Here is a 13,638-nt window from a genome sequence, read left to right as displayed (position 1 = left end):
TCAACGGCGGCTGATCAAGAGCGGTGAGTCGTCCACCTGGAACCTAGTGTCTGGAGCCACCGGGGTCTGGCGATCTCCCGCCTCTGTCAGGCGACAGCCTACCACGCTATCCAGCGCAGTGATCACCTGTTCGCTGGTGATCGACTGACAGCTCATCTGGGCGACTAATTGGGCGGTCTGCCTTAACCAGTTTGGCGTCTCTTTTGGCCCCTCTGATACCGGTAGGCTCCTCTCAGGAATGGCCGGCAAGGCAGCCCTGTTTCTACGAAAGCGATGGGGAACCGGCCAGGCGCCAAAGAGAATCGGTTGGTGAACCGGTGCACAGGAGAACCCTACCGAACCGCTAGCAGTGTCCACAACGGGCGGTGGTTCGGCTGCTGAGACTCTCCCGTGGTAAGCTAGCGGGGTGGATCGGTTGGAGCTCGCTATCAGACAGGAGGCCGTTGGGGTACTGGGCCTAGGATAGGCACTACGGTTTGTTGTCCCCGTGGTTGTGCTGACTTCAGTAATCCTGTGGTGTTGCGCAGGAGAGGACGAATTTAAAACCCCGCTGCTATTCAGCACGCTAACTTTCATCGGTTGACCCTCCTCGGCCATCAATGCTGGACTATGATTAGAACCCTGCTGCAGACCAGCACAATACCTGATCACTTGACGCTTGGCCTCATCACTTAAGGAGCCCGGAGCCTCGGCATATTTGTCGAGTACGGCTATCACGGCATTCAATGAGGGCTCTTTAAAAAGGCTCAAATCAATTCCCTGCATAATAGTGCTAGCGATATCGCCGTTGCAAATCGACTCTCCCGTTCGACACCAGCGCTCCTGAACTAATACTTGTGATAACTCAGCAATCCAGTCATAAGGGTTGACGGCCTGCCTGATGGCAGTCGGAGTCCTGAGCCAATGGCTCAAGTGGCTGTAGTGGATCATGAGATCACTCCTCTGAACTGTTTCAAACTACTAACACTAACTACTAGTTCTAATGTTGATGGTTGTCAAAGCGGGCTCACGAATACCCAATGGGCTCAGTTCGGTCAGTATGACAGCCTCTGCTGTAAAATTTTGTAACCTATTTTTAATATTCAGGGGGGAGTAGCCTACTTATCCTGAAAGTCAGAGGCTGGCAGTAGCGCGTGACGGCTTGGGAGGGTGCGGGTGTTTTTAAACCGCCGCAGCTGACAAAGGGGAAGAGCGACAACAACGTATGAAAAAGAGTACCGGAGTCCCTAAAAAAAGCCCAAGGAAGCGGCATAAGAAGAAGCGGTTGAAAAATCGCAAGCGCTCACTACGACAGCGTCTTGCTCGGCTATCGACAACCCAGCAAGCCTTAGCAGCGATCCGGCCGGCGACTTCAGGCCTGCCGGCAGCAGAGTCTGAGCCGGAGAGATCGCTGCCAACGCCAGCACGAGGCAGACCGCTGTGGGAGGTCACGGTCAACAGTGTTGACGCTCCCCAGTTCTTCGGTCTACAGCAGCTACCAAAAATTTCAGATCTAGTCACCATTCGGCTGCCCAGGCCCGCCACGCCACCCACGGTTGACGCGGTCTATCGTCACTCCTGGGCACTCCAGCCAAGCAGCTGGGGGGTGGTGCTGTCGAGGACTAAGCCCTGTGAGCCACCCCCGGAGCTCACAACCAGACCTCTACGACTGCCCCTCGCATTCTTGAGTCCGCCATTAACCATCGTTATGCCTCACTGGCCACCGTCAAAGCCACCACCGGAGCAGCCCCCGGAACAACCGCGGACACAGAACGAGCCGTCGCTCCCAGGCTTACCGCCTTCTGGTCGATCAGTTCGTAAAGTAGGGAGTTTAAAAGAGCTCACGCTAGCGGTTGTAGCCGATAATGCGAGCAGAGAAGAGCAGGCACCTGCTGGTAATAGAGAAAACAGTGTACCTTATGAAGTTGTTTTTATAAGGCATTCAAGAAGAATGAAGCAGTTAAGAAAAACCACTGAACCGTTTAAGAAAAAGTCTTGTTTTGTCAAAAAATTCTATCGACCTGATAAAAATCGATTATCCCGCAAAAGCATTGGCTCTTCGAAAAGAGAGCGCCTTGGTTTATCAGGCAGTCATCAACCTAGACGTCATGCTATGAAAACACCCCTTTTATCACGAGCGGCTGGTAAGGGTTTATTAATCAAGCCTGTTAAATTGTTAGTACCAATTATAAAACAGCACAGCGAACTTTTTACCCCGGTTGCAGCTGCAGAATTGCGGATGAGGCAGCCCTCAAGCTTAAGCTATTCCGCTATTAAAATGCACTTAAAGCCTGAAAAAACAGCTTTTATAACCGATAATGCGACCCGTGAGGAGCAGTTACCGGCTGATGATAGAGAGGACAATGTACATTATACACTTATTGTTAGAGAGCCTTTACCAGTAACCGAGCCGCTCAGAAAATATGCTGCATTATTTAGTGACAAAGCCTATTTTGTCAGAAAAGAGTCTCGAGCTAATAAACTGATTGTTAGAAAACAGGATGAAAAAGCCATTGATGTCAGCCAGCATAGGTTAACAGAGCTCCAATCCTCGAAGAGTTCCGCGGCCGATAGCGAGCAAATGACCCCAGTTTCCCCGGCAGCAGAGCCTATGAGGCAGGACCCAAGCGTAGAGCACTCCCCGGCCGAGCAGCCTTTAAACTTCATCTACCCCGCTGTGATAGCTGATCAACTGATGAATGAGGCACTGATATTTGATCAAGGGGCTGCTAAAGACCATTTTCGGAAGTTCTTTGGACCACGTCAAACTACCTCCGGCTCAGAGTGGGAGTTTTGCGAGGCTGAGAGCCTCTTTATCCGCCTGTCTGAATGCTTGCCTGAACTTAAACAGGCGTGTTTGGAGGAGTTTGGGGCGGTGCCTGGGCAACTTTTTTGTTTAGTCTCTGCTGAAGTAGCTCAATACGTTAAGCTGAGCTTGACCGAGCAAGACTGTGTGATTAGAGATCTTTGGCATGAATTCTCTGAGCATATGGCTGATTTCGATCGGCTGATACATAGCCTGGCAGCTGCTGGCCCCACAGCGTCTGGAGTACTTGAGCCCCCCGCTGGTCCACCCTGTGAGGTGGTGACCACCTCACTGCTGCTGCCTCATCCAGCACGTGATCATTCATTCAACAACGATGGCTGACTGTATTAATGTATTTTATAAATTCTATCCATAAAGCGAGTGTGTCTGGCCAGCAGCAGTCAGTAGCTGATGAACAGTCCCTGAAGTTGTTAAACGAAGAGTATTCAAAGTTATTAGAAGCCGTCCATCACGGGGATAAAAAGGCCGTTGAATCCACGTTAACAAAGTACCCAGCGCTGCTAAACCGGACCGATGCGCAAGGCAATACCCCGCTACACTATGCAGTGGCTCAGCACAATTTAGGATTAATCGAGTTTTTGATCCAACAGGGTGCCGTGGTGACTACCCAAAACCAGCAGGGAGAAACTGCTGGGGATTGGTATAAAGAGTTGCTCGCTGGTATGTGTACCTTGGAAAAACTGTTTGACTCAACAGAGATGCTGCAATTGGTTGAAAAAAATAATGTTCAGGTTATAACAGACTACCTAAAATTAGAAGCCGCACGTAGCCTACGCTTTTCACGAGGGAGCACACTGCTACATTTAGCCGTGGAGTTGCAGAAACCCGCTGTCGTTAAAGTAATCCTGGAAGGGATCACTCCAGAAAAGATTGATCAACTATTGAAGTTAAAAAATAGTCAAGGCGACACGCCATTAGATCTGGCAGAGCAGAAGTTATACCCGTACGTTACCCCGGTAGCTCAGGAAATATTCGCCGTTCTGCAACAACCGCCCACTACGACACCCGGGGAGAGCGTACCAATGAGTCAGCCACTGCCTACAGCGTGGCAATTTCTTATTGATAAAACAACCTTTAACAGCAGAGTTAATAAGCTATCTAAAAAATTAAAAAATCCGATAGTCGTGGCTGATTTTGAACAACTGAATCCCTTGCGGGAGGTTATTTGCCGGCTAGCTTATACAACTTGCTGCCAAGCACTCCCTAGGCTATCAAAACTTGAGAGACAAAACTCCTTAGAAGAGACCTGGCCATACAATTTGTTCGGGTGTTGGGGTGAGAATACTCAACTTGAATTTCAGAAGAAACTGCAGGCTATTGTGGGTTATCTGGCTAACATTATCCAGCAGCAACAAGTCAATCAAGTGATCCATTTCTCAAATGAAATATCATATGACAATGGTTGGCATTTCTATGATAAAAATACAATCTATCTTAATCCAACGGCAAAAAAAAACAATCTGGTTTCTTTAGTAGTAACTTTGATCCATGAAGCTACCCATATGGTTAATCAAAGCTATGATTTTGTCACTATGGCTGATTCTGTAGATAGCAAAGGGTATACCGTTGATCTCAGCCAGGCCTATCAGTTAGCCTCAACAGGAGAATCTGAAGAATTAACGCCAGAACGCGTCAAACTATTTGAGCTACGGCAGCGGCTTCAGGAGGGTGATAGGCCTGGTTGGCGGCAACGGCTGCACCACTGGATGGCGCTGAATAATGCTGATACGCAAACCCTGGCCATTCTGCTGTTGGCCACCCTGCCGGAAAAGTATGCTAAGTTTGACAATAAACAACAAACTTTGTTGATTAAAGAAAAATTCCTCTCAGAAGCGTATTTAAATAAACACCCCACACCGCTGCCCCTAACAGCACCCTCTCCACTGCCCGTGCCGGAGCCACCGGTGACGAATGCTCATCCCTCGTCAGATGACCAGCTAGTGCTGTCGCATACGGCGACAACCACCAGTGGTTCAGTTGGCAAGCTGTTTAAAAGCCTCTTCAAAAAGCAGCCAGAAGAGCAGCAGGTGACTAGCCCCCAATCGCCCAAGCCCAAGCGTGACGCTAGTTATGATAGTCTGAGCACCAACGACAGGACCCCCTCACCGCCGCCCCGTGTTACACAGGCGGTGGCCGCTTATAAGTCATCAGACGACCGGTCAGGGTTCTTGCGCACAGAGACCACTAACCGTTCGATCAAGACAGTTACCAATCCCATCATTCCAAAAGGCAGTAGTGATTGATCGATAGCTGCTTGGGGCGACCACGGTGGCGGTGTGACGGTGGGTGATGATTCCTAAGCTGTCGGTTGGGAGAGTCGATCATCCTCAACCTCTCTATTGATCTTTTATCCAGCAGAAAACCCAAAGCGCGCCCGTAGGTTAGCAATGTGATCTTTTGCTTTATCCATCCGCTCCTCGGGGCTGGCCGGGGTGGCCCGGGCGGGCCAGTGGAGATCACCCGCGGGTAACTCTAAGAGAAAACGGCTAGGGGCTGGAGAGTGTGTTTCACCCTGCCGTCGGCGCGTCTGGCAGTGGCTACAGGTCAATTCACGTTGGGCGCGGGTGATCCCCACATAAGCCAGTCGCCGCTCCTCTTCAATCGTCTCTTGATCAAGACTGTTTTGATGTGGCAGCATCCCCTCCTCCATGCCGACCAGATAGACATAAGGAAACTCTAGCCCTTTGGCAGTGTGCAGCGTCATCAGCTGCACCGCATCACGACCCTCCTCACTCTCCTGGCGATCGAGCTGATCGTGTAGGGTAAAACGACGAATGATCTCCACCACCGACAGCGCCTCTCGACTCTCATCACCCATCAGCAGCGTGGTGATCCAATGAAACAGCTCCTGAATGTTGTTTAAGCGCAGTTGCGCGGTTTGTGGACTGGCCGCACTCTCTCGTAGCCAGCTTGCATAACCGAGCGTCGCTACCAGCTGATTGAGCGTCTCTAGCGGCTGGGTAGCCAACTGCTGCGCCAGCTGACGCATGGTGCGTGTAAAGGTGCGTAGCCGCATCAAGCAGCGCTCCGGCAGCTGCTGCTCCAATCCCAACTCACTACTGGCCCTGAACTGATCTTGCTACCCTTTAACGGACACAACGAAGAGGAACAAAGCGTATAATTTTTTGTTACTTTTTGAGGTGAAGTTATGAATCAAGGGGAATCAAGGAGCTATGATAAGGAATTCAAGCTGAATGCGGTAAAGCTGTATCACAGCACTGGTAAAACGCTCTGTCAATTGAGCGAGGAATTGGGAGTTCCCAAGAGTACATTGGCAGGGTGGGTCCATCAGCATAACAAGGATGGTGCAGAGGCTTTCCCGGGCAAAGGATACCTGAAAGCGTCTGATGCTGAGCTCAGTCAATTGCGGAAAGAATTGGCGATAGCACGCGAAGAGAGGGATATCCTAAAAAAAGCCTTGGGCATCTTCTCAGTGGCCCGCAAGTAAAATACCAGTTTATGCAAAAGCATGCTGGGGAATTCAGCGTAGAGAGGATGTCCAACGTGTTAGGTGTATCCCGCAGTGGCTATTATCAGTTTATCAAGGCTGAGCCATCCAAGCGCTATTGTGAGGATGAGCGTTTAATATCTGAAATTAAAGAGGTTTATACCATAAGCAACCAAATTTACGGTAGCCCACGTATCCATGCTGAGTTACGAGCTAGAGGTGAGCGCTGTTCACGCAAACGGGTTTGTCGGCTAATGAAAGCAGCCCATATTGCGGCTAAGATGAAAAAACGATTTAAGGTAACCACAATAGTCGATCCAAAGGCCGCAGTGGCGCCTAATTTACTCAAGCAGAAGTTCACAGCCACTCGCCCTGATCAATACTGGGCAGCAGATATTACCTATATTCCGACCCAAGAGGGATGGTTGTATGTTGCTATCGTACTGGACCTGTTCTCTCGTAGTATCGTGGGGATGGATATGCAAGCTCACATGACCACCGAGTTAGTAGCCGCAGCATTACGCCAGGCAATAACACGGAGGAAGCCTGCTGCAGGTCTCATCCACCACTCCGACCGAGGCAGCCAGTATACCAGCAAAGGATTCAAGGCTGTATCGGCGCATCACCAGATAACGCTTAGCATGAGTAGTACGGGCAATTGTTATGACAATGCAGTAGCAGAGAGTTTTTTCCATACCTTAAAAACAGAGCACACCCACTTTGAACGTTTTGAGAGCAGAGAACAAGCCAAATTGAGCATTTTTGAATACGTAGAAGTGTTTTATAACCGACAGAGACGGCACTCAACGCTAGGCTATCTGTCTCCTGTAAATTTTGAAAAAAATTGGTTATCCCAGGTCGCTTAAGGTTTCTCTTCTCTGTGTCTAAAAAAAGGTGGCAAGATCAGTGGTGGGGTTAAATCAGATCCAGTTGGGTCAATACTTGCCACCTGGTACGCCGATTGTCAGTGTGCAGGATCTCTCGGCGATGCGCGTGCACTTCACGCTGCCACAAACCGCTATCACTCAGCTCCAAGTCCAGCAGCCCGTGACCCTACGGGTAGACGCGCTCCCCTCGCACACCTTCCAAGGGATGATTACCGCCCTGGAACCGCAGATCACCCCCCTCAGTGGATTGCTACAACTACAGGCGGATATTGCTAATGAAGCGGGTCTCTTGCGCGCTGGGATGCTGTCGCGGATTACGATTCCCACCCCTCAACCCTCCCAAAACCTGGTGTTACCGCAAACCGCCATCACCTTTACGCTCTATGGCGATACCGTCTATGTGCTGACCACCGATGAAGCTGGGGTGCTGCGGGTACGTCAAATCACCCTCAAGCTAGGAGAGCGTCAAGGGGCTATCGTCCAAGTGCTGGAAGGGCTACAGCCTGGTGACGCCGTAGTCACCTCTGGTCAAGTGCGCTTAAGTCATGGCAGTCGTGTCACCGTTGTAGCGCGTGATTCAGCCCCCTCACCCCTCGAATCGTTACCGAAACTCTAATAGGAGCGTGGGCCATGCAGTGGTGTGATCAATTTATCCGCCGTCCGGTTCTGGCCAGTGCCCTCATGCTTTTGCTGGCCCTGTTAGGGTTACAGGCCTTTTATACAATGCCGGTGCGGGAGTATCCACAACTGACGCAGACGTTGATCACGGTCACCACCAGTTACTACGGGGCTAGCGCCGATTTGATCCAAGGCTCGATTACCGCCCCATTAGAACAGGCGATTGCCAACGCCAACAATGTGGACTATATCACCTCGAAAAGCCAACCTGGCATGTCTGTGATCACGGTGCATATGCTGCTCAACAGTAATGCCGATGCCGCACTCGCTGAGGTGTTATCACAGATCAATAGCGTCCGCTCTCAGCTGCCTAAGGCCGCAGAAGATCCCACGCTAGAGCGCTCTAGCAGCGATGCTACTTCGATTCTCTACTTAGGGTTTACTAGTAGTGCCTTGAACTCCAGCCAGATCACCGACTATTTGCAACGGGTCATTCGTCCACAACTGTTAGCAGTGAATGGGATCGCTAAAGTGGGGATTTTTGGCGGACAGCAATATGCCCTGCGGGTGTGGATCGATCCACAAAAACTGGGAGCGTTAGGGGTGACGCTCGATCAGGTGGTTGCGCAACTACAGGCGAATAATTATCAATCGGCCACCGGGCAGTGGATCGGGTACTTTATTCGCTACTATAGTAGCGCCGAAACACAGGTACGCACGCTTGAAGAGCTAAAGGCCCTGGTGATCGCAGCACCACAAGGAGCGCTAGTGCGCCTGCAAGAGGTGGCAGAAGTGACCTTGGAGCAGAGTCATGATCGCTATCGGGTCTCAGCCAATGGCCAAGAGGCGGTGATTATTGGGCTCGATGGCGAGCCGAATGCCAATCCAATCACCGTTGCACATGAAATTCGGCAGCTGCTGCCCACGTTAGAGCGTACCCTGTTGCCCGCCATCAACATGACCCTGCTCTATGATGCTACCACCGCCATCGATGCTGCCATTGCGCAGGTGATCAAAACCCTACTAGAAGCCTCGGTGATTGTTTTGGTAGTGATCTTGCTATTCTTAGGCCGCTGGCGGGCGGTATTGATCCCGGTCATCACTATTCCACTATCCCTACTGGGGGTGCTACTGCTGATGCAGCTGTGTGGCTTCTCCATTAATTTATTAACCTTGCTGGCCATGGTACTAGCGATCGGCTTGGTGGTTGATGATGCTATTGTGGTCCTAGAGAATATTGAACGGCATATTCAAGCTGGCCAATCCCCGTTTAGAGCCGCGGTGATCGGTACCCGGGAAATTGCGCTGCCGGTGATCACCATGACCGTCACCCTAGCAGCCGTGTATGCCCCTATCGCCTTTATCGGTGGTTTAACAGGTGCTCTATTTCAGGAGTTCGCCTTAACCCTCTCTGGTGCCGTCTTGATCTCCGGGCTAGTGGCACTCACGCTATCACCGATGATGTGTGCTCACTTGCTAACGCTGCACCAACCGACAGTCTTTGAACAGCAGATACAGCAGCTCCTGCAGGGATTAGCTGAGGGTTATGAACGAGCGTTACAAGCGACCCTGGCACACCGTCCCGTGGTGCTCTCTTTTGCACTAGCCATCCTGCTATCGCTACCGCTGTTAGCCCACTTTATTCCACAAGAACTCGCCCCAGCTGAAGATAGAGGCATGGTGATGCTGATAGGGACGGCCCCCGCTACAGCCAATTTAGAGTTTATTCAACAGACCATGCAACAGGTCAATACCATTCTCAAACAACAACCGGAGATTGCCTTTTCACAGCTCTTTTCAGGGATGCCCTCCGCGCATCAAGCGTTTGGCCTTGGTGCCATGACCCCTTGGAGTGAGCGCACCACCTCGCAAAAAGCGCTCATTGCACGGATTACCCCTTTATTGCAGTCGATTCCTGGGATCGCCATCACCGTGTTTCAACGGCCAGAATTACCAGGCAGTTCACTGGGACTGCCGCTACAGTTTGTCATGACGACCGCGCTACCGTTTGAAAATTTGCATCAAGTGGCGCAAGAATTTTTGGCTAAGGTGCAAGAGAACCGCCAATTTGCCTACTCACAGCTGGATCTGCACTATGATGCCGCCACGATAGAGATGAGTATTGATAAAGACAAGGCGGCGGCCTACGGTGTGACGCTGCAAGCGATTGGGCAAACGCTAGCCACCCTCGTGACCGATGGCGCTTTGAACCGGGTGGAGCTGGATGGCCAATCCTATGAAGTAATCGTCCAAGTAGAACGCCAACAGCGCCTAGATCCCAGCGTCCTCCAGCACTACTTTGTACGGGCAGCAGATGGCCGTGCTCTACCGCTGAGCACGCTGATCAGCAGCCGGGTGGTGGGAAAACCACGGGCGCTGTCCCACTTTAACCAATTGAATGCAGCGACCATCAGTGTCGTCTTAGCACCGGGCCTGGCCATGGGTGAGGCGATTGATTGGTTCAAGTCAACCGCCACTCAGCAACTACCTCAAGGGTACCGCTATGATTTTACCGGTGAAGCGCGCCAGTTTATTAGCGAAGGGCAGGTGCTGTACTTAGCTTTTATCATGGCACTACTGGTGATCTATTTGGTCTTAGCGATGCAGTTTGAATCGCTACGGGATCCTCTGGTTATTTTAGTGGCGGTGCCGCTGGCCCTGTCTGGTGCACTGATTGCCATGGCCTGGGGGGCCGCCACCTTGAATATCTACTCACAGATCGGCCTGATCACTTTAGTCGGTCTTATCAGTAAACACGGAATTTTAATGGCTGAAGTGGCCAAAACCGCTCAATTAGAGCAAGGATTAGATCGCCAGTCGGCGGTATTGTTGGCGGCTAAACTGCGGTTACGACCGATCGTCATGACTACGGCTGCGATGGTGGCCGGATCCATTCCGCTACTATTTTCCACCGGTGCCGGTGCCGCCGCACGCTTTAGCATCGGTCTGGTCATGGTGGCCGGCCTGAGCCTAGGAACGCTATTTACGCTGTTTATTCTGCCGGTGATCTATATCCTACTGGCCAGTCAGCATCGACCACTGCCACAGTTTATAGAAGAGTAGGGGCTAATCGGTAGTGGGACAAGAAAACTACCGTCCGTTGCCCACCGTAACGACCGGTAACCGCTCTAACCAGCCTCTGAAAACCTCCCTGTTTTGATGACGCTCCTGACACACTAGTCAATACACCCCGCTGCAAAAAATACCGATCATTGGATTAAAAAAACCTAAAATCTTCTTTTATCTAAGCCACTTTTTCTCTCATCCCCCTGAATAACTCATAGCCTCTTTGGGTGAGATCTCCCTGTTTTTCTACTATATTGTAGGTTTCCAAATAGCTGCTCAATGCTCTTTTTAAGAAATAATGGTTACTCTTTAAATGATCGCCAGTCGATAATTTTACAGCTTGAGAAAAATAAGTAACAATGTTTCCAAGAACATAATTTGCATGATAGATTCCTGCCATTGGCCGCTTATCTTCCCTAAAGGGAGCCGCGTATAAATCTTCTGCTGGATTATTCACTAGCTGATCTTTTGCTTGCTCTAAAAACAGTTCACAGTGTGATGATTCATGAATTAAATCTTCAATATATTGATTGATTGTGCTTTTTTGTGTTTTTGTATTTGGACACAGGATAATACAACCTAACGTTTTGATTGCTGAAGACGATTTTATACTACCTCTATCGGTAAGACCCACTAAGACAATCTGATTTATCAAGGAGATGACGAATTTATAAAAATAATCCGAGAGAGCTTTCATAACTTTTAGAGCTTGACTTATTTTTTTTATTTCCGCCATTTCATCGCCCAGGAATGGACCAAAAGCATAAATACCATCGTCATTGACAGCATTATCAGGCTTATCATAGATAGCTTTTAGTATTTTTCCCGTTTCATTTGATATCGTCAAATCATTCAGTATTAACACTGCCGGTTCTTGACGCTTTATCTGATTACCAGGCTGATCAGAACAGTGCTTCAATGCATTTGTTAAATAATACTTCACCTTTTTTTGGTTTTTTTCTTTTAGGGCATCAACACACAAAAAATAGTTTGCAAAAACTTTCCAGTTAAAATTTATTTTTAATTTTTCTATAAAAGAAACACCCAATGCTTCAGATAGATACCTTAAAGAGTTATAAACCTCTTCTTCAAAAAACAGTTTATTTTTTTCTATAGCATCCATCATAACACGCCCCCTTTTAAAAAAATCAATCTCTTGCTGGTTCCGATCATATCCGAACACTGATTCTGATCTTGCCACCTTTTTTTAGACACAGAGAAGAGAAACCTTAAGCGACCTGGGATAACCAATTTTTTTCAAAATTTACAGGAGACAGATAGCCTAGCGTTGAGTGCCGTCTCTGTCGGTTATAAAACACTTCTACGTATTCAAAAATGCTCAATTTGGCTTGTTCTCTGCTCTCAAAACGTTCAAAGTGGGTGTGCTCTGTTTTTAAGGTATGGAAAAAACTCTCTGCTACTGCATTGTCATAACAATTGCCCGTACTACTCATGCTAAGCGTTATCTGGTGATGCGCCGATACAGCCTTGAATCCTTTGCTGGTATACTGGCTGCCTCGGTCGGAGTGGTGGATGAGACCTGCAGCAGGCTTCCTCCGTGTTATTGCCTGGCGTAATGCTGCGGCTACTAACTCGGTGGTCATGTGAGCTTGCATATCCATCCCCACGATACTACGAGAGAACAGGTCCAGTACGATAGCAACATACAACCATCCCTCTTGGGTCGGAATATAGGTAATATCTGCTGCCCAGTATTGATCAGGGCGAGTGGCTGTGAACTTCTGCTTGAGTAAATTAGGCGCCACTGCGGCCTTTGGATCGACTATTGTGGTTACCTTAAATCGTTTTTTCATCTTAGCCGCAATATGGGCTGCTTTCATTAGCCGACAAACCCGTTTGCGTGAACAGCGCTCACCTCTAGCTCGTAACTCAGCATGGATACGTGGGCTACCGTAAATTTGGTTGCTTATGGTATAAACCTCTTTAATTTCAGATATTAAACGCTCATCCTCACAATAGCGCTTGGATGGCTCAGCCTTGATAAACTGATAATAGCCACTGCGGGATACACCTAACACGTTGGACATCCTCTCTACGCTGAATTCCCCAGCATGCTTTTGCATAAACTGGTATTTTACTTGCGGGCCACTGAGAAGATGCCCAAGGCTTTTTTTAGGATATCCCTCTCTTCGCGTGCTATCGCCAATTCTTTCCGCAATTGACTGAGCTCAGCATCAGACGCTTTCAGGTATCCTTTGCCCGGGAAAGCCTCTGCACCATCCTTGTTATGCTGATGGACCCACCCTGCCAATGTACTCTTGGGAACTCCCAATTCCTCGCTCAATTGACAGAGCGTTTTACCAGTGCTGTGATACAGCTTTACCGCATTCAGCTTGAATTCCTTATCATAGCTCCTTGATTCCCCTTGATTCATAACTTCACCTCAAAAAGTAACAAAAAATTATACGCTTTGTTCCTCTTCGTTGTGTCCGTTAAAGGGTAGCAAGATCAGAATAGGTGTTCGGATACATCGGAATACGCATCTCTCACATCAAAATTATTTGAAAGATTAAAGCTAACTATTTTTTATCGATAAGAACAGCCGCTGTGTACCAATGTCCTTTCTGGGTAAACAACGCAGACAGTGCGATACCATCCATCTTAAGAGCTCCGCTATCTAGGAGCATACTGAAGTATGAATGGCATCGACTGAGGTATACTAACGTTTCAATAGTAAGCTACTATTTTTTAAACTAGACGGGCCGAACAGTGGTGTAGAGTTGTCCTTTCGGGATGAATAATTGAGACAGTTCAATATTGTTCATATTAGTAACTCCTCTGTCTGAGATTAT

The 13,638-nt window shown here is 49.1% G+C and carries 9 protein-coding genes and 1 pseudogene; 5 read left to right on the top strand and 5 right to left on the bottom strand.

Annotation, left to right across the window (positions count from 1 at the left end; all coding sequences use genetic code 11):
• A complete protein-coding gene (locus NL324_RS01580; RefSeq protein ID WP_253306053.1) occupies positions 1–930 on the bottom strand; it encodes a hypothetical protein in 930 nt (309 codons plus the stop codon).
• Positions 931–1,204: 274 nt separating this feature from the next.
• Between NL324_RS01580 and NL324_RS01575 the strand changes: the two genes are divergently transcribed.
• On the top strand, positions 1,205–3,127 hold the full coding sequence (locus tag NL324_RS01575) for a hypothetical protein (RefSeq protein ID WP_253306052.1): 1,923 nt from the start codon (positions 1,205–1,207) through the stop codon (positions 3,125–3,127).
• 8 nt (positions 3,128–3,135) lie between these two features.
• On the top strand, positions 3,136–5,049 hold the full coding sequence (locus tag NL324_RS01570; RefSeq protein WP_253306051.1) for an ankyrin repeat domain-containing protein: 1,914 nt from the start codon (positions 3,136–3,138) through the stop codon (positions 5,047–5,049).
• Between the two features lie 104 nt (positions 5,050–5,153).
• Here the strand turns inward: NL324_RS01570 and NL324_RS01565 are convergent, their stop codons facing one another.
• The gene (locus tag NL324_RS01565) at positions 5,154–5,852 is read right to left on the bottom strand and encodes a 3'-5' exonuclease (protein WP_253306050.1); all 699 of its coding nucleotides are present in this window, start codon (positions 5,850–5,852) and stop codon (positions 5,154–5,156) included.
• Positions 5,853–5,954: 102 nt separating this feature from the next.
• Between NL324_RS01565 and NL324_RS01555 the strand changes: the two are divergent.
• The 3 genes and pseudogenes from NL324_RS01555 to NL324_RS01545 all read left to right on the top strand — a co-directional run bounded on the left by NL324_RS01555 (position 5,955) and on the right by NL324_RS01545 (position 10,822).
• A pseudogene (locus tag NL324_RS01555) lies at positions 5,955–7,120 on the top strand (IS3 family transposase).
• 40 nt (positions 7,121–7,160) lie between these two features.
• Entirely contained in the window at positions 7,161–7,757 is a 597-nt protein-coding gene (locus NL324_RS01550) for an efflux RND transporter periplasmic adaptor subunit (RefSeq protein WP_253306049.1), read from the top strand.
• A gap of 14 nt (positions 7,758–7,771) precedes the next feature.
• On the top strand, positions 7,772–10,822 hold the full coding sequence (locus NL324_RS01545; RefSeq protein ID WP_253306048.1) for an efflux RND transporter permease subunit: 3,051 nt from the start codon (positions 7,772–7,774) through the stop codon (positions 10,820–10,822).
• Positions 10,823–11,003: 181 nt separating this feature from the next.
• Here NL324_RS01545 and NL324_RS01540 read toward each other — a convergent pair whose 3' ends face one another.
• From NL324_RS01540 to NL324_RS01530, 3 genes are all read right to left on the bottom strand, one after another.
• Positions 11,004–11,951 carry an aKG-HExxH-type peptide beta-hydroxylase gene (locus NL324_RS01540; protein WP_253306047.1) on the bottom strand — a complete coding sequence of 316 codons (948 nt, stop codon included), beginning with the start codon at positions 11,949–11,951 and terminating at the stop codon, positions 11,004–11,006.
• A 103-nt stretch (positions 11,952–12,054) separates the two neighbouring features.
• Positions 12,055–12,993 (bottom strand): IS3 family transposase, encoded by a 939-nt coding sequence (locus tag NL324_RS01535; protein WP_253307079.1) that lies wholly within the window; start codon positions 12,991–12,993, stop codon positions 12,055–12,057.
• On the bottom strand, positions 12,921–13,220 hold the full coding sequence (locus NL324_RS01530) for a transposase (RefSeq protein WP_253305847.1): 300 nt from the start codon (positions 13,218–13,220) through the stop codon (positions 12,921–12,923). Before NL324_RS01530 ends, NL324_RS01535 begins: the two co-directional genes overlap by 73 nt.
• Positions 13,221–13,638: the final 418 nt, after the last annotated feature.

This window comes from unidentified bacterial endosymbiont (assembly GCF_918320885.1).
Lineage (GTDB): Bacteria > Pseudomonadota > Gammaproteobacteria > Enterobacterales.
The sequence above is the reverse complement of the archived record's forward strand: the minus strand, read 5'-3'. Positions and strand labels throughout refer to the sequence as shown.

Bases quoted from the DNA above. Each gene is read 5' to 3' on its own strand.
- NL324_RS01570 (WP_253306051.1), top strand. From the start codon at position 3,136: ATGTATTTTATAAATTCTATCCATAAAGCGAGTGTGTCTGGCCAGCAG.
- NL324_RS01545 (WP_253306048.1), top strand. From the start codon at position 7,772: ATGCAGTGGTGTGATCAATTTATCCGCCGTCCGGTTCTGGCCAGTGCC.
- NL324_RS01540 (WP_253306047.1), bottom strand. From the start codon at position 11,951: ATGATGGATGCTATAGAAAAAAATAAACTGTTTTTTGAAGAAGAGGTT.
- NL324_RS01575 (WP_253306052.1), top strand. From the start codon at position 1,205: ATGAAAAAGAGTACCGGAGTCCCTAAAAAAAGCCCAAGGAAGCGGCAT.
- NL324_RS01530 (WP_253305847.1), bottom strand. From the start codon at position 13,220: ATGAATCAAGGGGAATCAAGGAGCTATGATAAGGAATTCAAGCTGAAT.
- NL324_RS01580 (WP_253306053.1), bottom strand. From the start codon at position 930: ATGATCCACTACAGCCACTTGAGCCATTGGCTCAGGACTCCGACTGCC.